The organism is Rothia sp. HMSC075F09, from assembly GCF_001810515.1.
Lineage (GTDB): Bacteria > Actinomycetota > Actinomycetes > Actinomycetales > Micrococcaceae > Rothia.
This window is the reverse complement of record NZ_KV801780.1, coordinates 281129-304974: the sequence shown is the minus strand read 5'-3', so window position 1 is coordinate 304974 and position 23846 is coordinate 281129. Positions and strand designations below refer to the sequence as shown.

Sequence of the window (23846 nt, the reverse complement as noted above, 5' to 3'; positions counted from 1 at the left end):
AAGTTTTCGAGGAGAACCCGTGCCCGAAGGCCACTCTATCCACCGTATTGCCCGCCAAATCAGTGACGTCTTCACCGGCGAGTGCGTGCAGGTTTCCTCCCCGCAGGGCCGCTACGCCGAGGGTGCCGCCCTGCTGGACGGGCACACCATCACCGGGGCGTACGCGCACGGTAAGCACCTGTTCGTGACCTTCGAGAACGACCTGACCCTGAACGTGCACCTGGGTATTTACGGTAACTGGAGCTTCGGCGGGGACGAGACGTTCACGGGTGCTTCGAGCATTGGCGCGCCCCGCAAGATCGGCGAAAAAGAATACGCGGCGGGGGAGGGGGAGCCTTACGCCGGTCCTCCCGAACCGAAGAGTACGGTGCGTTGCCGTATTGTTTCGGAGCACGGCTGGGCGGACCTGGTGGGCCCTACTATCTGCCGTACCCTCACCCCGGAGGAGGTGCGCACCGTCCGCTCCAAGCTCGGCCCCGACCCGCTCAACCCGGACGCCGACCCCGAACAGTTCTACCGCGCGGCACGCAAGAGCTCCCGCCCGATTGGCGTGATTTTGATGGATCAGGCGGCAATCTCCGGTGTGGGCAATATCTTCCGCGCCGAGTCGCTGTACCGCCAGGAAATTGACCCGCTACGCCCCGGCAAGAGCCTCAGTGACGAGGAACTGGAGCGACTCTGGGAAGACAATAAACACCTGCTGGTCATTGGCGTGCGCGTGGGGCGCATCATCACCACCGAACCTGAAGACCGCCCCGGCGTGCCCGAAACCGAAGCCTGGCCCGACCACGCCAACTACGTGTACATGCACCACGGCGAGCCCTGCCGCCGCTGCGGAACGACCATCCGCATGGAAGAAATTGCCGGCCGCAAACTCTACTGGTGCCCCGGCTGCCAGGTCTGAAAACAGGTCTAAAAACTACTCAAATATTTGACAGCCCAGATGGAACCTCGCTACTATAGTCAAGTTCCATTCCGGGGATGTAGCTTAATGGTAAAGCCTCAGTCTTCCAAACTGATTACGCGGGTTCGATTCCCGTCATCCCCTCGAGATTTAGGGTCTCGACGCTTTCGCGTCGAGGCCCTTTCTTTTTCCCTCGAGGGGATGACGGGAATCCCTTCCGCATGCGGATTTGTTTCCTCGCGCGCTCGGAATCCGCATGCTCCAGCTCGTCATCCCCTCCACATCACCGGCCACACAGCACACAGCCTGAGCAGTCAAGTCTTGGAAGGCAACCGGGATCGCTTTATAGCCCAATTGCCCGACGGCAGCGAAGATGCAACAGCGTTCCATCATGCCCAAGCACTACTCGCACGCCTGGACGCCAACCTTGGGGCTTCGTCTTTCGATGACGTGTATGCTAGTAGTGCGAATAATGAAACTCAATGCCGCGAGGCATTCAGGACGATTTTTGAAGCCAGGGTACAGATTCAACACTTCGAGGTGATGACACTGCCCAAGGAGGCCATACCTGACAAGATGACAGATAGGCCGACCTCAACGTTTCATCCCAATCCCAACAAACACCGGAGTACAGAAGAATGAACGAAGAAGACATCCAGCAGGTTCCGCCCACAACACCGAACCTTCACACCGACGTTGCACGCAAGCTCGCAGACCTCCTGCCTGAGGTCGTTGCTGACGGCAAGATCGATGTCGCCGCGCTCCAGGCTGTACTCGGCGATGACGCCGCAACCGGCACCGAGCGTTTCGGTTTGTTTTGGCCGGGTAAGACACAAGCCATCCGTGCCGCCCAAACACCCACCACGGCCACGCTTGCTCCAGATCGAGACAACTCCCTGAACTGGGACACCACAGGCAATGTCGTCATCGAAGGCGACAACCTCGAAGTGTTGAAAGTGTTGCAGAAGCACTACTACGGCCAGATCAAAATGATCTACATCGACCCTCCGTACAACACTGGCAACGACTTCGTCTACTCCGACAACTATGCAGACCCGATCGGCACTTACCTCGAGCGTACGGGTCAGTCTGATACTGAAGGAAAACTTTCGACCAACACCGAGTCAGACGGACGTTTCCACTCCAACTGGCTCAACATGATGTATCCCCGGCTCAAGCTGGCCAGGAATTTGTTGCGGCATGACGGGGTTCTTTTTGTAAGCATTGATGACAATGAAGTAAATAATCTGAAGTTGTTGCTTGACAACATTTTTGGCGAGCAAAACTTCATCTCCTTGCTGATTGCGCAGACTAATCCTCGAGGTCGCACCTTCGATCGGTTTATTGCAAAAACCCATGAGTATGTGTTGGTTTACACCAGGTCTCTTTCTTCCGAGGCCATTAGCCTGATCCCAAAAAGCGACAAAGCAATCGCCGAATATAAGCTGCATGACGCAGTCGGGCAATATCGCCTCCTAGAACTGCGAAACCGCAACCCAGTATTCAATCGAGAAAACCGACCAAACTTGTTCTATCCATTTTACGTTGATCCCGTCACCTTGAAGGTATCCCTGACACCTAGTGAGGACTATTCGCAGGAAGTCTATCCAAGAAACTCTAAGGGAGTAGATGGTTGTTGGACTTGGGGAAAGGATAAAGCTGAGGCGAATCTCGAGCTTTTGTGCGGGCATCAGGCGTCGACAGGAAGATGGACAGTCTTCCGCAAAGACTATCTCGATGAACGGTCGAGTCGAACAAAGAGCAAGTCAATTCTTCTTGACTCCACCTTTAATCATGAAAATGGTAAGGAAACTATGGGGTCACTGTTTGGTAAGACTCCATTTGATTTTCCGAAGTCAGTGTCATTAATTCAGTACATGTTGAGGTTGGGTTCCTGTCAGGAGTCCATAATCCTAGATTTCTTTGCTGGTTCGGGTACGACTGCTCATGCTGTCATGGCGTTGAATGCTGAGGATGGCGGGAATCGTCGGTGTATTTCGGTGCAGTTGCCTGAACCGACGGATGAGACGTCTGAGGCCCACAAAGCCGGTTACGCGAACATCGCAGAGATTACACGCGAGCGTATCCGCCGTGCTGGGGCGAAGATTCTGGAGGAAGAGTCTGCCAAGCTTGATGGGCGTGCTGAGAGCCTCGATGTCGGCTTCCGCGCTTACAAGCTTGTTGACACGAATTTTGCGAAGTGGCGTGCGGACTCCTCACTGTCCGAGGAAGAACTCACGGGATTGTTCGCTGGCATGGGTGAGTCCGTAGATGACGACGCCCGCCCTGAAGCGCTACTGACTGAGGTGCTACTCAAGCTCGGTTTCTCGCTGACTGAGCAGGTTGAGCGTGTGGATGTGGCCGGGCTGGAGGCGTTCAGCGTGGCTGATGACCTTGTGGTCGCTTACCTGAACGAGCACGTCAAGCCCACCCTGGAGCAACTGCGCGCCATGGTCGCCCTTGAACCGGGTCGCCTGGTAGTGCTTGAGGATGCTTTCCAGGGTGATGACGTGCTCAAGACGAACCTGGTTCAGGAATGCCGCTCCCACGGCGTTGACTTGTGGACGGCTTAAGAGAGAGTGGATGCGATGCGTTTTCAGTTTGATCCTCATCAGCCTTATCAGGCTTCCGCTATCGAAGCGGTCACGGACTTGTTCGATGGGCAGCCCGCGGACGCGGACCAGTTGGTGACCACGTTCCGGCTGTCGCCGTCCGAGCCGGCCTTGTCTGACCAGGGCGAAGTGTCTGGTCAGGCGAGTTTGGATATCGCTGCCGAGGTCGGCGCGGTGGGTAACAACCTGGTGCTGGATGAGGACACGATCCTGGCGAACTTGCAGCGGGTCCAAGACCGTAATGGCCTGGAGAGCGCTCAGGCGCTTACTGATGGTCTGCACTTTGATGTGGAGATGGAAACCGGTACGGGTAAGACCTACGTGTATTTGCGTACCGCGTTTGAGTTGGCCAAGCGTTACCGGTTTACCAAGTTCATCATTCTGGTGCCGTCGGTGGCGATCCGCGAGGGTGTGAAGACCTCGATTGATTTGATGCGTGAGCATTTCCGCCACTTGTACCCGGAGATCAATATGGATGCTTCGGTGTATTCGGGCAAGCGTGCCGAGGAGGTGCGTGACTTCGCGTCGGCAACGAGTTTGCAGTTTCTGGTGATGACGATTGATTCGCTGCGTGGGGATGAGAACACGCGCATCATGCACCAGAACAGGGACAAGCTTGCAGGGCTTCGCCCCCTGGATTATCTGCAGGCGACTCGTCCGATCGTGATCATGGATGAGCCCCAGAAAAAAATGGGGACGGATCCGTCTCAGTTAGCGGTAGCTGATCTGAATCCGTTGTGCACGTTACGCTACTCCGCAACCCACCGGGAGATCCGTAACCTGGTGTACCGGCTGGACCCGCTGGATGCCCACCAGCTCGGCCTGGTGAAGACGATCGTGGTCTCGGACGCTCAGGAGCTTGGTAGCACGGCTAAGCCGTATGTGAAGCTGCTTCCTGGGGTGTCTCGTGACCCGTTCAAGGCTTCCCTGAAGTTGATGTGCCGTAAGAAGGACGGCTCGTATGCCAAGCGCAAGGTGACCGCCACGCTGGGTGATGATCTGGAGCGGCTTTCTGGCGGTAACCCGGCTTATGAGGGCAACTGGCGGGTGAGCGAGATCAGCGTTGAGCCTGAACGCATCGAACTGTCCAACCACGGGTACCTGCATGTTGGGGATGAGATTGGCTCGAACCAGGACGCGGTGTTCAGGGAGATGATCCGCGAGACCATCCGCGAGCACATCCGTAAGGAACTCACGGTCCACGCCAAGGGCATCAAAGTGTTGTCCTTGTTCTTTATCGATAAGGTCGCTTCCTATCTCGGAGACGGGATAAACAACCTGGACGCGAACGGCGACTTTGCCGCCTGGTTCGATGAGCTTTACGCCGAGGAACTGGCTCGCCAGCCCGAGGCCAAGGCCATCATGCCTGCTACGGCGTTGGAAGCGCGCAGTGGCTATTTCGCTCAGATGAAGAAGTCTGGTAAGGGCAAGAGCGCGGTGATGACGTTCAAGGACTCGTCTGGCAAGACCAAGGCGGATGATGACGCGTATGAGTTGATCATGCGTGACAAGGCCCGTCTGCTCAGCATGGATGAGCCGGTGCGGTTCGTTTTTTCCCACTCCGCGTTGAGTGAGGGCTGGGATAACCCGAACGTGTTCCAGATCTGCATGCTGCGTGACATGGCCTCGGAAACCGAGCGCCGCCAGACGATTGGTCGTGGCCTGCGTCTACCGGTGAACCAGGCCGGGCAGCGCATTAGTGATGCCGGGCTGGCGCAGTTAACGGTGGTGGCTAATGAGTCGTATCAGGCGTTTGCTTCCGCGCTCCAGAACGAGTACCAGAAGGCGGGTGTGGCGATCGGCTTTGTGCGTAAGCAGGAATTCTCGCGCCTGCCGATCATGGTTGATGGGAAAGAAACCGTTCTGGGCGCGAAACATTCGGCCAAGATCTGGGATCACCTCCACCAGCGCGGTTACATAAACGACCAGGGCGAGGTTCAGGGCAGCTGGGTGCCCGAGCAGCTTGGCTTCACTATCAAGCTGCCCGGGCAGTATGCGGAGTATGAGGATGATGTCATCAACATCGTCAACGCCTGCAAGATGGAAACCATCATCAAACGCAAGCGCAAGCGTGTGACCCGCAAACTGAACAAGGAACTGTACGCAGCCCCCGGGTTTGAGGAGTTCTGGGACAAGATCACCCAGCGTACCACCTACCGGGTCAACTTTGAACGCCAGGCACTGGTGGACGCGTGTGTGAACCGGATTAAGACGGCTCCCGAGATCGAGCCGATCCGTATCCAGGTCACGCGCACGAAAATGACGATGACTCGTGGCGGTACCAAGGGCAGCACGCTCGGGTTGCGTGGCGTGAACCTGACTGGCTCCTACCCGCTGCCCGATATCGTGGCCCAGCTACAGGAAGCGACCTCGCTGACCCGAAAAACGATTATTGATATCCTCATCGCTTCTGGGAGGCTTGGGGAGTTTTTGGATAACCCGAACGACTTCATCAAGATGGCATCGACCTGTATTCAAGAAGAGCTCGCTCACGTGGTGGTTGAAGGCATCCAGTACGAGAAGATTGGCGGGAGTATCTACGAACTGCGCGAGCTACAAGAAGACGGCCTTGAGGAGAAAGACCGCTTCCTTGACCAGCTCTACCAGGTGGCCAACACGGAAAAAACGGACTTTAACTACGTCGTCTATGACTCTGAGGTCGAACGTCAGTTTGCCGAGTACCTGGACGGCCGAGAAGACATCCGCTTGTTCATGAAACTGCCGGATAAGTTCCGTATCCCCACCCCGGTGGGTGATTACAACCCGGACTGGGCGATCATCAAGACCGAGGTCAAGACCGAGGTCAAGACCGAGGAGGGCCAGGACCGGTTGTATTTGATCCGAGAGACCAAGTCGAGCCTGAATCCGACTAAGCGTCGCCCGGGTGAGAACGCGAAGATTAACTCGGCGATCAAGCACTTCGAAGCCATCGGAGTCAACTACAAGGTCGCCGCCCCGGACAACTGGGGGCTGTAAACATGATGGAGGATAGTGTGCTTAGCGATTACCAGGCCAAGTTCTACGCCTACGAGCTGGATCGCTCCTACGCGAGCGATCACGTGGGCAAACTGGCGGGGCTGCTCTTTGACGCCCAGGTCGAACCTAAACCCCACCAAGTGGACGCGGCACTGTTCGCTTTGCGCACCCCCTTCACCCCGGGCGTGATCCTGGCTGACGAGGTTGGCTTGGGTAAAACCATCGAGGCCGGGATCGTAATCAGCCAGTACTGGGCTGAACGCAAACGCCGCATCCTCATCATCGCACCCTCTTCGCTGCGCCAGCAGTGGAGGCAAGAGCTGGACGAGAAATTCGCACTCCCAGCGAGCCTGCTTGAACGCGGCAACCTGGACGAGCGACTGACTCCCAATGCCCGTGAGCAGGTGTTGATTTGTTCCTATGAGTTCGCCAATTCCCAGCATCTGGCCTTGACGCGTCATTGGGATGTGGTGGTGTGCGATGAGGCCCACCGGCTGCGCGCGTACTGGACGGGGCAGGCCAAGATCGCCGCGAACGTGGCACGTATCTGCCGTGCCTCGTCCAAGACTGTCATGCTCACCGCCACACCCCTGCAGAACCGGCTCGAAGAACTCTACGGCCTCGTCAGTGTTTTCGACCCGGACTATTTCCGTTCCCTGGATGCGTTCAAAGAACGCTACGTGAAAAACCCAGGTGGTGTGGGTAATGATGATCTGGCTAAGCGAGTCGCTCAGATCGCTAAGCGCACGCTACGGCGAGATGCGGATAAGTACATTCGTTTCACCACCCGCATGCCGCTGACGGTTGCGTTCAACCCCAGTCGGGCCGAGGCCGAACTGTATGAGAAGATCAACGCCTACCTGCAACGGCCGTTTCTGTGGGCGTTTTCCAAATCCCAACGCCACCTGTCCGCGCTGATCGTGCGTAAGCGTCTGGGCTCGTCGTCTTACGCGGTCGCGTCCACGCTGGCGTCTATCGCCGCCCGATTGGAGGCAGAGGCCAAAGCGGGCATGCGGCGTAACGATGCTGGGGGCTTCATCAGCGACCCGGACTTGACCGGTGAAGAACGAGAAGACGCCCAAGAGAGCAACGAAACCAACACTGCATCTGACTCTACCTCCTTATCTGGCGCGGATCGGGAGTCGATGCTGGCTGAGGTTGCTGAGCTACGCTCCTATGCGGATTTGGCGCGCTCGATCACGGTCAACCAGAAAGCCGTCAAACTCGTCGACGCGCTCGAGCAAGGCTTTGATCGTCTGCGTGAGATTGGCGCGCCTGAAAAAGCCATTATCTTCACCGACTCCACCGTCACTCAGGACTACCTCGCCCGCAGCCTTACGGAGGCTGGTTGGGGCGAAGGCATTGTTCTGTTTAACGGTACGAACAACAGCGCCCACGCGAACCAGATCTACCAAGCCTGGCTAAAAGAAAACGAAGGCAGTGACCTGATTACCGGTATCCCGGCCGCTGACCGGCGCAAAGCCCTGGTCGATGAGTTCCGCAAGCGTGGCCGTCTCATGATCGCTACCGAAGCCGCTGCAGAAGGTATCAACCTGCAGTTCTGCTCCATGCTGGTCAACTACGACCTGCCCTGGAACCCGCAACGCGTGGAACAACGCATCGGCCGCGTCCACCGTTTCGGGCAGAAACACAACGTGATCGTGGTGAACTTTTCTAACAAAGGCAACGTCGCAGAAGAACGCATCCTGCAGTTGCTGACCGAAAAGTTCAAACTCTTCACCTCCGTGTTCGGGGCCTCTGACGAAGTCCTCGGTCAAATCGAAGACGGCCTGGACTTTGAGAAAAACATTGCCGCGATCCTCGAGTGCTGCACCACCGCAGAGCAGATCGAGCAAGCTTTCAACGAGCTCGAAGCCCGCTACAGTGCACAAATCGACCGGGAAATGAAACGCACCCGCAAGCAAGTCTTCGACAACCTCGACCCCAAGGTGCGCGACAAACTCAAGTCCTACGACGCCCAAACCGGCGTCGTGCTCAACGCTTTCGAACGCCTCCTTATCGACCTGACCCGCCACGAACTAGGCGGCTACGCGTCCTTTAACGACACCGGCACCCAGTTCACCCTCACCAAAGCCCCCGCGGCCGGGATCCCCACTGGCAACTACTTCTTCAAATCCCAGCCACGCGCCGGCGCGCACCAATACCGCTACGCCAGCGACCTAGCCCAATGGGTGGTCGCTGCCGCTAAGACACGCCCTACCCCGCCAGCACACCTGGTCTTCCAAACACACGGAAGCAACAGGGCCACGGCCATCGCCAAACGGCTGCGTGGCCGCAGCGGACGGATCAGCGCCCACCAGGTCACCTTCACCATGCAAGCCGCAGACCAACCGCTTAAAGAAACCTACCTACTCCTGGCAGGCTTCTTCGCTGACGGCACCCCCATGGACCAGGAGCAAATTCGCGACCTACTCGACCTGAATTGTGTCTCCGCACAACCCACCCAGGTCAGCACCCGAGGGTTCGAGGATACGATTCACCAGCTGCGTCAAACCGTTGGGGTTGACGTTCAAGAACGCAACGCCATCTTCTATCTGCAACAAGAAGAACTCATCGATGCCGCCCGCCTAGATCTCAAAGCCACCTTCGACGCGAAAATCCGCGACTACCATGCCAAAGAAACCACCGCTAGCAAGGCAGCACGCAAAGCCAAGAACACGGCCGAGCAACTCAAACTCACCCGCGAAGCACGCTCGTGGCGACGCAAAGCCGAAGAAGCCGACGACGAATACCGCCGTCAACGCGACAAACTCCGCGCTGAATCCGACGCCTACCTCGAGAAAGCATCCATGGCCCTAGAACCCAAGGAAGAAACCAACGAACTATTCACCGTATCCTGGGAGGTCGAGTAGACCCACACCCGTCACACATCCCCGTGCCACAACCTGACAATGCAACTGGCCCTGCGGACCACACTCGACACATCCCGTACCCCTACAGGACCATCAGCAAGCTCGGGCAGGCTAGTTGACGCAAAAGCGGATCTACCCTGAAATGGAGGTATTCGGGCTAGAAACCCGCACAGACCCAACAAGGGCTAGGTACGTTGTTTATCAAATGCGGAGTCTAGGTCTCCACTTCAAAGGCTCCGGCGCAAGCGCCGGGGCCTTTTTCGTTGCGGGGATGACGGGATTCGCTTACGCATGCGGATTTATTTCCTCGCGCGCTCGGAATCCGCACGCTCCAGCTCGTCATCCCCTCCACCTCGCATCCACACAAAACACCCTACAAAACCAAGGGAGATAGGGGAGTACGCGCTCAGTGGAAATAAACCGCGCACGAGCCGCTGTGTTGGGCATTTAGCGGGAAAACAGGTAAACTAGGGCACTGACTGTGTTAAACACGCAAGTGCGCAACACGGTCGGTTTCACGGGGCGTGGCGTAGCTTGGCTAACGCGCCTGCTTTGGGAGCAGGAGATCGCAGGTTCGAATCCTGTCGCCCCGACGTGAAACGGTTGCCGCGACGCTACAGGGTCGTGGCGCTCTTTCCACTAAGCAACCGCGGCACACACGATTCGTGCCGCACCGAAACTATATGAGGAGATCACGGACGTGAAGACCGCCGTCGAGAAGCTCAACCCGACCCTCGCAAAGATTGAGGTCGAGGTTCCCTTCGCAGAATTCAAGCCCTACCTGGACCGCACCTACAAGAACCTCTCGGGTCAGATCAGTGTTCCCGGCTTCCGCAAGGGTAAGCTGCCCAAGCAGCTCATCGAGCAGCGTGCGGGCTTCGACTACATCGTCGAGGCATCCCTGAACGACGCTCTGAACGACTACTACGCACAGGCACTGGGCGAGAACGAACTCTCCCCCCTGGCACAGCCCGAGCTGGACGTTCAGTCCCAGCCCTCCACCGAGAACCGTGAGGCAGACCTCAAGCTGACCATCACCGTCACCGTCCGCCCCGAAATCGAGCTGCCCAACTACGAGGGCCTCGAGGTTGAGGTTGACGAGGTAGAGGTCACCGCTGAGGACGAGGTTCAGGCACTGGACGCTCTGCGTGAGCGCTTCGGCACCCTGAAGACCGTTGAGCGCCCCGCAGCTGACAAGGACTTCGTGACCATCGACATCGCCGCAGAAATCGACGGCGAGCAGGTAGACGCAGCAAACGACCTGTCCTACCAGATCGGTTCCGGCACCATGCTCGACGGCATCGACGAGGCTCTGACCGGCCTGTCCGCTGGCGAGGATGCAACCTTCGAGACCAAGCTCTCCGGCGGCGAGCACGCAGGCGAGCAGGCTGTTATCAAGGTCAAGCTCTCCGCAGTCAAGGAGCGCGAGCTGCCCGCAGCTGACGACGAGTTCGCACAGCTGGCTTCCGAGTTCGACACCATCGACGAGCTGAAGGAAGACATCAAGAAGCAGGTTGCAGAAGCTAAGGTTGCCGAGCAGGGCACCCAGGCACGCGACAAGGTCCTCGCAAAGCTCGTTGAGCTCGTTGAGATCCCCGTCCCCGAGAAGGTAATCGAGGACCAGCTCGAGCAGCACTTCAACAACCCCAACGCTGAAGCAGGCCACGACACCGAGGAGCACCGCGCCGAGGTTCGTGAGAACACCGAGACCGCATTCAAGAACGAGATGGTTCTCGACGCTGTTGCGGACAAGGAAGAAGTGACCGTTGACCAGGCTGAGATGATCAACTACATCATCACCATGAGCTCCCAGTACGGCATGGACCCCAACCAGTTCGCACAGATGCTGGACGGCTCCGGCCAGGCAGGCGCACTGGTCGGCGAGGTTCGCCGCTCCAAGGCTCTGGCAGCAGTGCTGAAGACCGCAGTGGTCAAGGACACCAAGGGCAACGTTGTTGACCTGTCCAAGTACCTGGGCGAGGGCGAAGAGGCAGCTGCCTAAATCCCTGCCACGGTCTGCAAGAAGCCACCCCGCTAGAGGGCGTGCGCTGATTGCTTGAAACGTGTAGCCTCAGCGGGCATCCACCGAATTACCGGTTGGGTGCCCGCTGAGGCTCTTTTCACCCCCAGAATCACCCCCGATTTGCTCCCGAACGCGTATGCAGGCTCGTCAGTACCGCATATGCTGAGCGCTGTGCTTCACGCTGTGCTTCACCCCCTGGCGAACGAACAACCCGAAGGGAAGCGGGGGAGAGCAACTATCGGTAAGGTAGTAGCAACGAAACTTTTCGCGTGCGCTCCGGCGCGTAAATCGCGCAAAGATGCAGCGAAGACCCATTAGAGAAGAAGAGGAAGAATGTCCAGCTACATGCCTCTGCCCATCGGCGCCTCCCAGGCAGCCGGCGTGGCGCCCGCGCCGTCTATGGCAACCCCCATCGTTGGTGCCCAGGAAGATTACGTCTACAACAGCCTCCTGAAGGAGCGCATTATCTGGCTCGGCTCCGAGGTGCGCGACTCCAACGCTAACCTCATCTGCTCCCAGATGCTGTTGCTCTCGGCTGAAGACCCCGAGGCAGACATCTACCTGTACATCAACTCGCCCGGCGGCTCCGTGACCGCTGGTATGGCAATCTACGACACCATGCAGCTCATCCCGAACGACGTGGTGACCGTGGTGACCGGTATGGCAGCATCCATGGGTCAGTTCCTGCTCACCGCAGGCACCATCGGCAAGCGCTACGCAACCCCGAACGCCCGCATCCTCATGCACCAGCCCCTCGGCGGTATTGGCGGTACCGCATCGGATATCCGCACCCAGGCTGAGCTGATTCTGGACATGAAGAAGCGCCTGGCAGAGATCACCGCTGAGCGCACCGGCAAGAGCCTGGAAACCATCCTGAAGGATAACGACCGCGACAACTGGTTCAACGCGGAAGAGGGCCTGGAATACGGCTTCTTCGACCACATTGCCACCACCGCCGGTAAGCTGCCCGAATCGAAGAACGCATAAGGGAGATGCATATGAACTACCTGCCGAACGATATCACCACCTCGGCGCCGGCTATGCCGAGCAACCGCTACGTGCTCCCCAGCTTCGAGGAGCGCACCCCCTACGGTTACAAGCGTCAGGACCCGTACGCAAAGCTGTTCGAGGACCGCATCATCTTCCTGGGCACCCAGGTGGACGACGCATCCGCTGACGACATCATGGCTCAGCTGCTGGTGCTGGAGGCACAGGACCCCGAGCGTGACATCACCCTGTACATCAACTCGCCCGGCGGCTCCTTCACCGCAATGACCGCTATCTACGACACCATGCAGTTCATCCGCCCCGAGATCCAGACCGTGTGCCTGGGCCAGGCGGCATCCGCTGCGGCGGTTCTGCTGGCTGCCGGTACCCCCGGCAAGCGTCTGGCACTGCCGAACGCTCGCGTGCTGATTCACCAGCCCGCGCTGAGCGGTCAGCAGGGCGGTCAGGCATCTGACATTGAGATTCACGCGAACGAGGTTATGCGTATGCGTGAGTGGACTGCACAGACCCTGGCACTGCACTCGGGCAAGACCTACGAGGAAGTTGACCGCTCCATTGAGCGTGACAACATTCTGACTGCGGCTGCTGCCCTGGAGTACGGCCTGGTCGATAAGGTGCTGGAGTCTCGTAAGCTGCGTAAGCCTGCGACCAACACCGCTATTTCCCACACCTAAAGTTTTGAGGAATATCCCCGAGCGTTTTTCGGGGGAGGGGCGGCATCGCTTCGTGTGCGAGCCTTCGGGCTGGTGCGCGGTGCGGTGCCGCCCTTTTTGCGCCCGCCAGGGGTACGGCAAGGCAGGCTGATATGTTGCGTTGACCTGCGCTTTCTTGTCGGGCTTTAGCGTCACAGCCTACCGTCATATGCCGGAGTATCAGCCCCGCCGCCGTCATAAAAGACGCGCTTTGTCATATGCCCGGTAAGTCCGTTCATTTGCGGTGCGTAATTCTGAGTTCCGGGGTGAACTCCGGTAGCCTTAGAGAGGGAGAAAATTCGAGTATTTCATACCGGTTTCTCACTCAAACCACGGCGCCCACCACCCGCCGGTGCCCCTCCTGAGAAATCACCGCAGATATCAGGTCACTGACCCTTCTGCACCGATTTCACCACGCCGATCGAAAGGGAATCTTCGTGGCCACAGACATCATTGTGCCTCCCGAACAGCCCAACGCCAGCATGCGATGCTCCTTCTGCAAGAAGACTCGCGCGCAGGTTTTCAAGATTGTGCTCGGCCCGAATGTTTCCATCTGCGACGAATGCGTGGAGCTGTGCGAAGAGATCCTCACTGAAGAGCGTCTGAAGGTGAAATCCTCCGCGGCGGCGCCTGCATCTCAGCTGGCTACTCCGCGCGAAATTTACAGCTACCTCAACGACTACATCATCGGTCAGGACGCGGCGAAGCGGACCCTGGCGGTGGCGGTGTACAACCACTACAAGCGCATCCACGATATTGATAACCCGGTGCTGACCTCCCGCATTCTTTCGGCGACCGCGGGGGAGCAGGTGGAGCTGGGCAAGTCGAATATTCTGATGCTCGGACCGACCGGCTGCGGTAAAACCTACCTGGCGGCAACCCTGGCGAAGAAGCTGGATGTGCCCTTCGCCCTGGTCGACGCAACCACCCTCACCGAGGCGGGCTACGTGGGTGATGACGTGGAGAACATTCTGCTGCGCCTCATCAACGCCGCTGACGGTGATATTGCTAAGGCTCAGCGCGGCATCATCTACATTGACGAGATCGACAAGATTGCCCGCAAGGGCGGCGAGAACCTCTCCATCACCCGTGACGTGTCCGGTGAGGGCGTGCAGCAGGCGCTGCTGAAGATTATTGAGGGCACCGTGGCGACCGTACCGCCGGAGGGCGGACGCAAGCACCCGGCACACGCGAATATTGAGATTGATACCTCGAACATTCTCTTCATCGTGGCTGGCGCCTTCGACAATATTGACGACCGCATCGCAGCCCGAGTGGGTGCCGGCGGCATCGGTTTCGGCGCTGAACTGGGCGGTTCCGTGAAGAACCCACTGGACCAGATCATGCCCGAGGACCTGGCGCACTACGGCATTATCCCCGAGCTGATTGGCCGCCTGCCGGTCATCTCGACTCTGAGTGAGCTCAACGAAGAAGAGCTGGCTCGCGTGCTGACGGAACCGAAGAACGCGCTGCTCAAGCAGTACCGTCACCTCTTCGCCCTGGACGGCGTGGACCTGGTCCTCGACGACGCTGCGGTCGCGGCTATTGCCCGCCTCGCCGCCGAACGCGGCACCGGTGCCCGCGGCCTGCGCGCCATGATGGAGCAGATTCTGCAGCCGATTATGTTCGACATCCCGGACCGCACCGATGTGGTGTCCATCGTCATCGGTGAGGACACCGTGCTCAACGGCACGGAACCCCGCTACGTGCTGCAGGCGCCCGACCCCGAAACCGAGACCACCCGCACCGTAAAGGGGGAGGCGAAGGCCGCCTCCCTGAAGGAAGCGGACCGTCAGGCGGCATAACCGAATACTTCCAGCCGACAGGCTAGGGAATAAAGAAGCCGTCGCCCCTGTTATACGGGGTGACGGCTCACTAGCAGGTACTGCTCTCGCTGGCATGTCCTGAAGAACGTGTGCTGAAGAGCGTGTACCGAAGAATAAGCGCCGGCTCATAGAAGCGGCTGGCGCAACCGTATGAGAGAGGAACACTCATGGCTGAGAACGCACCCGCACAGATTGATTTCTGGTTCGACCCGATCTGCCCCTGGTGCTGGATTACCTCCCGCTGGATTGGCGAGGTGCAGAAGGTCCGCAACGTTGAGGTGACCTGGCGCCCCTTCTCGCTGTCCATGCACAACCAGGGCCGCGACCTGCCCGCCGACTACCAGGCAATGATGGACCAGTCCTGGGCGCCGACCCGCCTCATCACCGCTGTGCGCGAGCTGCACGGTAACGAGGTTATTAAGCCCCTCTACGACGCTCTGGGCGAGCAGATTCACCACAACAGCAACAAGGCCGATTCCTACCGCGATGCAATCGTCAAGGCGCTGGAGGAGGTCAATCTGCCCGCAGAGCTGGCGGACGTAGCCTTCACCGATCAGTACGATGAGCAGATGCGCGCCTCCCTGGACCTCGCACTGGAGACCGTGGGCGGCACCGATGTGGGTGTTCCGCTGATTTCCATTAACGGCACCGCCTTCTTCGGCCCGGTCATCTCCCCGAGCCCCGCCGGTGAAGAGGCAGGTAAGCTCTTCGACGGCGCCCTGGCGCTGGCTTCCTACCCCGGCTTCTTTGAGCTCAAGCGCCCCCGTAACGTGGGCCCGATTTTCCACGGCGAAAACGGCGAAGCCTAAGAACCCTGCAATGTGCTGAGAATCCTGCAATGCACGCAGGCTCGGTAGAGTCTGCGGTCGTAGAGCAAAAAAGTACCGCCCGGTCAGTACTGACCGGGCGGTACTTTTCTATTCACTATGTTGCGCTGAAACGTACGATCTACGCGCGGTGAGCGCTACTTGCAGAGGTAGCCTTGTGCGCCTTCTGTGCTTTCAGCGCTTTCTGAGCCTTGCGCTGTGCCCTGTGCTCCAGAACCTTCGGGTGCGTTGCACGCTGCACGATCTTCGTATCGCGCATGTGGAAGGTGCGGGTTGCCGTGTACTGGACCGCCGCATCCGAGGTGAACGCCAGCATCGCAAACACCGCAACACCCAGCTGGAAGAAAATCGTGGACAGCGGCAGGGACTGGTGGCCCCACAGCACACCGCCGGTAATCGCTGCGAAGTTCAACGCAGTCAACAGCAGAGCCAGGCGACGAGCCTTCGACGAGCCGCGCAACGTGCTCCACAGCAGGAACAGGTGCACCGCCGAATAAATTGCTACAAAACCAACCAGCACCGTACCGGTAATGGTCAGCAGTACGTCGCTATCCACCTGATCGAAGAGGTCCAGCAGCTCAATGTCGTTGCCGGAGCCTTCCTCCAGCAGCTTGGCGCGAAGTGCCGGGCGGCTGAGCGCCAAAATGACGCTGTTGACAATGTCGGCGAGGGTCACGGCGATGAGCATACCCGAACCGATCAGCAGGCTCAGCGGCATACGGTACGCCAGGTCGTGCGCGCTGGAGAGGTGAATTTCTTCCTGCTCCTGCGGCTCCAGACCCTCATTGTTCAGCACGATGACCGGGAGCGCGCCGTCCGTGCGGATCGCGTCGCCGCCGCCGTTACGGGCGTGGTAACCGGAGGAAAAATCGTGCAGAATCTCAACGTGAGTTTCCGGGTGAGCGTACTGGATGGACTCCACAATGTAGTCGCGCTCAAAGTCGGTTTCAGCATCGATGCGGTGCGTGACCTGCAGGGTGAAGAAGCTGAAACCCACGCCGGAGTCGTACGTGCCCGCCGCTAACCAATCCACCTGGTGACCACCAGGCAGAAGCCAGCCGTTCGGGGTTTTCCAGAAGCGCACGTGGTGGCGTTTCTCGGGGTTGCCGTCCACTTCCTTCTGGTAGGCGAAAGCCTGCGTCTTACCAAAAATTTTTAGCGGGGAGACCGGCGCCTCCGCGTAGGAACGGCGGGTGATGGTGGAGATAATAATCTTCCACGAGGAGACGAGGGTGACGTCGTCAGCACGGGTCCAGCCTGCATCCTGCATGACCTGGTGAATCTGCTCCTCGGTACCAATCAGGCCGATATTGACCGGGTCGCCGAGCAGGCCGTCCGGGGTGCGGGTGCGCCCAATGAAGTAATCGGGCACGTAGATGCGGGTCATGATGGCGTGAAAACGCGGTAGCGTCAGGTACGCGGTGACCGCCCAGAAGATAAAGGCGATGGGCACGCCCCAAAAAGAGTGGCCGACCGTATTCGCCAGAATCATGAAGGTCAGCACGAGGGCGGCGACGCCGGCGAAGATAAAGAAGAGAGTGTCCCAGAAATCAACCCAGAAGCTACGCGGCACGAGGTCTTGCGCCGCACCGCGCGTGTCAATATCGCCACGGTAAACCGGTGGCGAGGTGACTGGGGGAGCAACATCGCTACGTATAGGCCGCAGGACGCGTTTTTGGTGGGACATTCCCGCCCTTTCTGCAACATAGTTAGGGTCTTTGAATATCCATAACTATAGCAAGGGGCAGGTTATGTGAAGTACGCATTCCGGGCAGGGCTTAATCGCTTGGCTCGATAGCCCCGCCGCAGAAAAACGCGGTACAACGCGGAGTGCTGGCGTTGCCGCGCGAAAGAAATAAAGGGTGACCCTACTCGGGGAGGGGCTTAGCCTCCACAGCGGCGCGTGCCGCCGCAATAGAGCTTTCGTGGTGCAGCATGTCGCGGCTTTCACGCATGAGGCGCACCCACTTGCGGGTCAGTTCCTCAAGTTGCTGAGCGGTCAACGAACCGGAGGCGATGCTCGCCTCATCGGCGGCGGCGCTGGTGGAAATGTGCTGATGCCACAGGTCGTACACTTCGTTGGTGTAGCTGTCACGTAGTGCCCGGGCGTGTTCGCGTGCCTGGCTGATGTATTCGTTCAGGCTTGCGTGGTAGTGCTGAAGTTGATCGGGGGAAATGTTTGCTTGCGCTCCTGGCGGTGAGCTCGGGGTTGAGCTCTGCCTCGCCTGGGGTTTGTTCGGTAATCCGGAAGAGGATGAGTATGAATTCATGAGGATATGGGGTGCGCCTACTTTGGCGCGGGTCAGAGTCAGGACGCATCGCTGCGCCTGACGGGTGGTTTATTGTCGTGCGGTTGGTCGGGGTATGTCTTGCTCGTACCGGTGATTTGTCTGTTGCTGAAGTTGAATAGAGGGTTGTTCCCGATGGTAAAACCCTCGCATCAACAATCATACATAAAGTGACAGTCAATCTCATAAGGTTGATTATGCTCTTTGCACATTGATGAACAGAAAAAGGGATTGAAAATCCCACATAATCCCTACAGAACAGCAGACTAAAACCCACATTATTGGGGGAGGAGGTTGTGAAGGTGCTAGGGATGGGTACGGGCACCCGCGGGTACCGAATGTGTAAAGCCTCTAGTCAGAGTCGTAAAAGCGCCATACAAAGCACCGCCCGCAGTCGAGCATCACGCTCTCCGGGTACCTTGCCTGCAGAAACCAACGAACCGCAGACACAGAAAACGGGGCGGTACCGTCAATCGGTACCGCCCCGTCCTCAACACCAACTCGGTGTTATGTCACTAAGCAATGAACGTTAGATTCGATTACTCAGCTGCTTCTTCCACAACGAGTACAACGTCGCGAACCTCCAGCTCGCCCTCAGCCGCCACCAGGGACAGCTCACGAGCGTTACCGGCAGCCTTCAGATCAGCCATGCCAGCAGCAATGCGATCCAGCTGAGCCTGGGGAGCCGCAATAGTTGCGGACTCAACCTCGGTGCGCTGCTTAACCTTCGCGTCGCTCTTAGCCTTACGCAGACCACCCAGAGCCTCAGCAACATCCGGCAGAATCTGCTTCAGCGACTCAATCTGAGCCGGGTCAGCGTCCGCCAGGACCCACTGAGCCGAAATGCCGGCGGTCGGGTTCTGAGCGGAGTACTCAGCCAGCAGGGCGCCTTCCAGGATGGGCAGTGCCTGCGGCCACTCGGCGCGGTGCACGCTACCTGCACGCCACCAGGACCAAATCTCTTCGGTCACGAACGGCAGGAAGGGAGCGAACAGACGCAGCAGAGCATCCAGGGTGGTTGCCAGCGCAGCCAGAACAGAAGCCTGCTCCTCTTCGCCGCGAGCACCGTACGCACGGTCCTTAATCAGCTCGACGAAGTCGTCGGTGAAGGACCAGAAGAAGCTCTCGCAAATCTGCAGGGCACGAGCGTACTCGTACTTCTCGAACGCAGCGGTTGCCTCTTCAATCAGGTACGCCAGGCGAGCCAGCAGGGAGCGGTCCAGGGCGTTGATGAGCACGCGGCCCTGAGCCTGAGAAGTAATGACAGACTTCTCGGTAGCGCCCAGGTTCAGCACGAACTTGGATGCGTTCAGCAGCTTGATCGCCAGGCGGCGACCAATCTTCATCTGGCCTTCGTCGTAGGCGGTGTCAGCACCCAGGCGAGCGGAAGCAGCCCAGTAGCGCACAGCGTCCGAACCGTACTTCTCCAGAACCTCGTTGGGGACCACAACGTTGCCCTTAGACTTGGACATCTTCTTGCGGTCCGGGTCGAGAATCCAGCCGGAGAGCGCGGTGTTGTACCACGGCACGGAGGAAGCCAGGGTCTCCGCGCGAACAGCGGTGGAGAACAGCCAGGTACGGATAATGTCGTGACCCTGCGGGCGCAGATCCATGGGGAAGGTCTTCGCGTGCAGGTCCGGGTTCACACCCCAACCGGTCGCAATCTGCGGGGTCAGGGAGGAGGTAGCCCAGGTGTCCAGAACGTCCGGGTCGGCAATGAAGCCGCCCGCTACGCCGCGCTGATCCTCGGTGTAACCGGGAGCAGCCTGAGAGGCGGGGTCAACCGGCAGCATGTCCTCAGAAGGCAGAATCGGGTTCTCGTAGTCCGGCTCGCCCTCAGCGTCCAGCGGGTACCAGACGGGGAAGGGAACACCGAAGAAACGCTGGCGAGAAATCAGCCAGTCGCCGTTCAGACCCTCAACCCAGTTCTCGTAGCGGCTACGCATGAAGGAGGGGTACCAGTTCATCTCACGGCCGCGCTCGATGAGCTTCTCGCGGCGTGCAGCGTCACGGCCACCGTTGCGGATGTACCACTGGCGGGAAGCAACGATTTCGAGGGGCTTGTCGCCCTTCTCGTAGAACTTCACGGGGTGGGTAATCGGCTTGGGGTCGCCGTCCATTTCGCCAGCCTCAACCAGCATTTCCACGACGGTCTTCTGTGCGGTGAAGACGGTGGCGCCAGCCATGCGCTCGTAGCGCTCGCGACCCTCAGCGGAGGTGATCCACTCGGGGGTTTCGCGGGAGAAACGGCCGTCGCGACCGATGAGGGCGCGGGTGTCCAGCTGCAGTTCACGCCACCAGGTGACGTCGGTGGTGTCACCGAAGGTACAGATCATGGCGATACCGGCACCCTTGTCGGGCTGTGCCAGCGGGTGCGCCTTAATTTCGACCTCAACGCCGAACAGCGGGGAGGTGACGGTGGTGCCGAACAGCGGCTTGTAACGCTCGTCGTCCGGGTGCGCCACGAGAGCCACACAGGAGGGCAACAGCTCGGGGCGGGTGGTCTCAATCCAGACCTTCTCGCCGTTGGGGCGGTGGAAGCTGATGCGGTGGTACGCGCCGGGGCGTTCCTTGTCTTCCAGCTCAGCCTGTGCCACTGCGGTGCGGAAAGTGACGTCCCACATGGTCGGTGCTTCAGCCATGTAGGCGTTGCCTGCTTCCAGGTCCTTCAGGAAGGCGAGCTGGGAGACCTTGCGGGAGTGCGCGTCGATGGTGCGGTAGGTGCGCGACCAGTCAACGGACAGACCCAGGGTGGTGAAGAGGTTTTCGAAGACCTTCTCGTCTTCAACCGCGAGCTCTTCACAGAGTTCAATGAAGTTGTTGCGGGAGATGCGCGGCCACTTTGCCTGGCTGCGGTCGGGCTTGGGGGTGCCGTCTGCCTTCCAGGTGATCAGGTCGCGGAAGGAGTCGTTGTCTGCCACGGAGGGGTCGCAGAGAACGCCGTAGTAGTTCTGAACGCGGCGTTCGGTGGGCAGGCCGTTGTCATCCCAGCCGAGGGGGTAGAACACGTTCTTGCCGGTCATGCGCTGGTAGCGTGCAATGACGTCGGTCTGGGTGTAGGAGAACATGTGACCCACGTGCAGGGAGCCGGATGCGGTCGGCGGCGGGGTGTCAATGGAGTAGACCTGTTCGCGAGTGGTGTTCTCGTCGAATGCGTAGGTCTTCTCGTCGGCCCAGCGCTGCGAGAGCTTCTCTTCGAGGCCTTCGAGGGCGGGGCGGTCGGGAACGTTAATCTGTACGGGCGAGTCTGAGCCCAAAATGTTTTCAGCCATAACGGCTATTTTCTCATATTCACGGCATTCTCTCAGCTCCAGGGGAATTCTGCGCTGTGCTTGCCTGTTCGTACTGCTTGATTGCGGCTTCTAGACGTGCCAGGAGGTGCCGGTACCGGCGCGCAAATTGTGTCCTGTGTACTGCGGCGCGTACCCCGCCGGAGGCGGTGAGATCCTGCCAGCTGGCGGGGTCGAGGTAGCTCTGCCCGAGCAGTAGGTGAACTTCGGAACTGTAGGGGAGTCCGGTGGTGGCACGGATGCTGCGCGCCCGCTGCTGGAGGGTGCGGCGCTGCTCTTTAAGGTCGGTGATGCGCTGGTGCGGTATTGCTGTCATGTGGAGGTTCCCAATATGAGGAGTAATCGGCGATTCAGTGACAAACTCGGTGGAAACGGTAATGGGGGAGAGACCCCCTAATATTGCTGCCCCTGATTACCTGCAGTGTATGCGCGAAAATCTGCAGTATCAATGCCCACGAATCCTTCTCAGCAGAGCGGGCGCGGCGTAGACTGAAGATACACGACCTTTGAGGAGTTGCCAATGAGTTCTCTGAGTATTTTTGGTTTGGGCACGTCTGAAACCGTTCTGCTGATACTGCACCTGGTGCTGGTTGCGTTGTGCGTCTGGCATTTGACGGTGCGTAGCGGTTACGGTGAGGCGCGTATGCGTTTCGTACTGCCTCTGATTGCGTTCATGCCCGGTGCCGCGATTCTTTATCTGATGTCGGCGCGTGAAGGCACGGTCCCTCCGGACACCATCAAGACCGGTAGTAGCTCGCCCGTGTATTTTGAGCACCGCCTCGGGTTCCGTGACGGCGGCAGGAGTCGTTGGGGTTTGCCTCGTCGCCGCAAGTAGTAGGTGTGACAGCGTCTGTACCGTTCGTCCTGAATGGTGGCATTGTCGGCATCTATCTCGCTATCGAAAATTTCAAAATACATGCCCGCGGGTCTGCTCGAACAGAGCACCCGCGGGCATCACTCTACTAGGATTAAAGTATGACTGAGAACACCCACATTCCTGCATCTCCTTTCCTGCCCCATACCGGCGACGGCAAAGTTGCCGTGGTGACCGGCGCCTCCAGCGGTATTGGCCGAGCCACCGTGCAGCAGCTAGTAGCAAGCGGCTGGACCGTCTATGCTCTGGCTCGTCGCACCGACCGCCTCTACACTCTCTACGCGGAAACCGGCGCTCACCCGGTGACCTGCGACGTGACCGACGAGCATTCCGTCCGCTTTGTTGCCGAGCAGATCCTGGAGGAGCAGGGCACCATTGACGCCCTGGTCAATATTGCCGGTGGTGCTATTGGCGTGGATAAGGTTGCCGACGGCAAGCCTACCGATTATTTGAAGATGTACCAGATGAATGTTCTCGGTATTCTGCACATGGTGCGTGCCTTCGCGGAGGCGTTGCGCCTGAACGGTCACGGCACGATCCTGAACCTGACCTCCACTGCAGCCGAGCACGGTTACGAGGGCGGTGCCGGATACAATGCGGCGAAGTTCGGCGCTCGCGGCCTGACGGAGGCGCTCCGCCTGGAAGAAGCGGAATATAACGTTCGCGTGATTGAGATTTGCCCGGGCATGGTGCACACCGAGGAGTTCTCCCTAAATCGTCTGGGTTCCAAGGAAGCCGCCGAGCGCGTCTATGCGGGTGTTGAGAAGCCGCTGACCGCAGAGGACGTGGCGCAGACCGTGACCTTTGCGTTGAACGTTCCGCACCACGTGAACCTTGACCGCATTACGATTCGCCCGGTGGCGCAGCCGAGCCAGTTCAAGGTGATTCGCAAGGAGAGCTAAGCTTTGTGCTCTTGCGTCCGCTGATGCGGGGGTAACTTGCCTCGCCTGCATTCCTGATTCTTAGGATGCGGGCGAGGCTTTTTGTTTGTACGCGGGGAGGTCTGTGGCTTGTGTGGAGCTTTGATCCGGGTGCCAAGCGGGGCGGGAATAGGTGGGGGAGAGGTATCAAGGAGTACTTGATGGAACTATAAAGTGGTACGTGAGACTTTAAGGTTCACCATGGTGAAATAGTTGGGGTGAAATCATCTATGGAAAGTATTATATTTTCTTCAAATGCAATCAAAATGTAGGGTTACCGGTGTTCACATGTCAGTATATGACCACAAAACACCATAATTGGTCTGTAATAACCCTCAACTTGAGGGGTGGTTTTATAACGATTTCATTACAGTTACTTAAAGCGGGCATTAAGAGGGCAGAAGACTCAGAGTTGGGTGTTAACCTTTTAGCAGTCACACCCATGTGTGAATCTGCGCGCCCCTCAAAGACGGAGGCACACCGCGTAGGTTCACCACCGATAATCAGAGATCGAGGAAAAATGTCGAAGACTACCCGTCGCGTTTACAAGATCGCAGCTGCGGCAGCTTTTACCGCTGGTTCTGTAGCAGCAATCCCGGCAACCTTTGCGGCAGAAGCACCCGCCGATCAGCAGCAGCAGGTTGTTGATCAGAAGGCATCTTCTCAGACTTCTTCCCTGCCCGGCGGCAACGCAACCGAGACTCCCAAGGCTGAGGCAACCGAAGCTCCTAAG

General features: G+C 58.7%; 15 protein-coding genes, 2 tRNA genes and 1 pseudogene. 14 read left to right on the top strand and 4 right to left on the bottom strand.

Annotated features, from left to right (window positions below):
- The first annotated feature begins 19 nt into the window (after window positions 1–19).
- From HMPREF2749_RS03100 to HMPREF2749_RS03050, 11 genes are all read left to right on the top strand, one after another.
- Window positions 20–904 carry an Fpg/Nei family DNA glycosylase gene (locus HMPREF2749_RS03100; protein ID WP_070593402.1) on the top strand — a complete coding sequence of 295 codons (885 nt, stop codon included), beginning with the start codon at window positions 20–22 and terminating at the stop codon, window positions 902–904.
- A gap of 73 nt (window positions 905–977) precedes the next feature.
- Window positions 978–1048 (top strand) — tRNA-Gly (locus HMPREF2749_RS03095).
- Between the two features lie 494 nt (window positions 1049–1542).
- Window positions 1543–3477, top strand: a complete 1935-nt coding sequence (locus HMPREF2749_RS03090; RefSeq protein ID WP_070593401.1) for a site-specific DNA-methyltransferase — start codon at window positions 1543–1545, stop codon at window positions 3475–3477.
- A 15-nt stretch (window positions 3478–3492) separates the two neighbouring features.
- Complete coding sequence (locus HMPREF2749_RS03085; protein ID WP_070593400.1) at window positions 3493–6492, top strand: restriction endonuclease; 3000 nt, start codon at window positions 3493–3495, stop codon at window positions 6490–6492.
- Between the two features lie 17 nt (window positions 6493–6509).
- On the top strand, window positions 6510–9365 hold the full coding sequence (locus tag HMPREF2749_RS03080) for an SNF2-related protein (RefSeq protein ID WP_246823491.1): 2856 nt from the start codon (window positions 6510–6512) through the stop codon (window positions 9363–9365).
- Between the two features lie 518 nt (window positions 9366–9883).
- Window positions 9884–9958, top strand: a tRNA-Pro gene (locus tag HMPREF2749_RS03075).
- 107 nt (window positions 9959–10065) lie between these two features.
- Complete coding sequence (tig, locus tag HMPREF2749_RS03070; protein WP_049342083.1) at window positions 10066–11367, top strand: trigger factor; 1302 nt, start codon at window positions 10066–10068, stop codon at window positions 11365–11367.
- Window positions 11368–11721: 354 nt separating this feature from the next.
- Window positions 11722–12375 (top strand): ATP-dependent Clp protease proteolytic subunit, encoded by a 654-nt coding sequence (locus HMPREF2749_RS03065; protein ID WP_005505718.1) that lies wholly within the window; start codon window positions 11722–11724, stop codon window positions 12373–12375.
- Between the two features lie 5 nt (window positions 12376–12380).
- The gene (locus HMPREF2749_RS03060; protein WP_012903382.1) at window positions 12381–13070 is read left to right on the top strand and encodes an ATP-dependent Clp protease proteolytic subunit; all 690 of its coding nucleotides are present in this window, start codon (window positions 12381–12383) and stop codon (window positions 13068–13070) included.
- 500 nt (window positions 13071–13570) lie between these two features.
- Complete coding sequence (gene clpX, locus HMPREF2749_RS03055) at window positions 13571–14893, top strand: ATP-dependent Clp protease ATP-binding subunit ClpX (RefSeq protein WP_049342216.1); 1323 nt, start codon at window positions 13571–13573, stop codon at window positions 14891–14893.
- A 188-nt stretch (window positions 14894–15081) separates the two neighbouring features.
- Complete coding sequence (locus tag HMPREF2749_RS03050) at window positions 15082–15723, top strand: DsbA family oxidoreductase (RefSeq protein WP_070593399.1); 642 nt, start codon at window positions 15082–15084, stop codon at window positions 15721–15723.
- Between the two features lie 139 nt (window positions 15724–15862).
- On the opposite strand, the gene HMPREF2749_RS03045 is transcribed toward HMPREF2749_RS03050, so the two are convergent.
- The 4 genes from HMPREF2749_RS03045 to HMPREF2749_RS03030 form a co-directional block, all read right to left on the bottom strand.
- Entirely contained in the window at window positions 15863–17428 is a 1566-nt protein-coding gene (locus HMPREF2749_RS03045; RefSeq protein ID WP_070593398.1) for an LssY C-terminal domain-containing protein, read from the bottom strand.
- 181 nt (window positions 17429–17609) lie between these two features.
- Complete coding sequence (locus tag HMPREF2749_RS03040) at window positions 17610–17816, bottom strand: hypothetical protein (protein WP_049349110.1); 207 nt, start codon at window positions 17814–17816, stop codon at window positions 17610–17612.
- 752 nt (window positions 17817–18568) lie between these two features.
- Window positions 18569–21301, bottom strand: a complete 2733-nt coding sequence (valS, locus tag HMPREF2749_RS03035) for a valine--tRNA ligase (protein WP_070593397.1) — start codon at window positions 21299–21301, stop codon at window positions 18569–18571.
- Window positions 21302–21320: 19 nt separating this feature from the next.
- Window positions 21321–21635 (bottom strand): hypothetical protein, encoded by a 315-nt coding sequence (locus HMPREF2749_RS03030; RefSeq protein ID WP_070593396.1) that lies wholly within the window; start codon window positions 21633–21635, stop codon window positions 21321–21323.
- Window positions 21636–21839: 204 nt separating this feature from the next.
- On the opposite strand from HMPREF2749_RS03030, the gene HMPREF2749_RS03025 reads away from it, so the two are divergent.
- From HMPREF2749_RS03025 to HMPREF2749_RS03015, 3 genes and pseudogenes are all read left to right on the top strand, one after another.
- Window positions 21840–22154 carry a hypothetical protein gene (locus HMPREF2749_RS03025; protein ID WP_044150362.1) on the top strand — a complete coding sequence of 105 codons (315 nt, stop codon included), beginning with the start codon at window positions 21840–21842 and terminating at the stop codon, window positions 22152–22154.
- 140 nt (window positions 22155–22294) lie between these two features.
- Complete coding sequence (locus HMPREF2749_RS03020; protein ID WP_049363086.1) at window positions 22295–23095, top strand: SDR family oxidoreductase; 801 nt, start codon at window positions 22295–22297, stop codon at window positions 23093–23095.
- Window positions 23096–23633: 538 nt separating this feature from the next.
- Window positions 23634–23846, top strand: a pseudogene (locus HMPREF2749_RS03015) (peptidase); the annotation flags it as partial.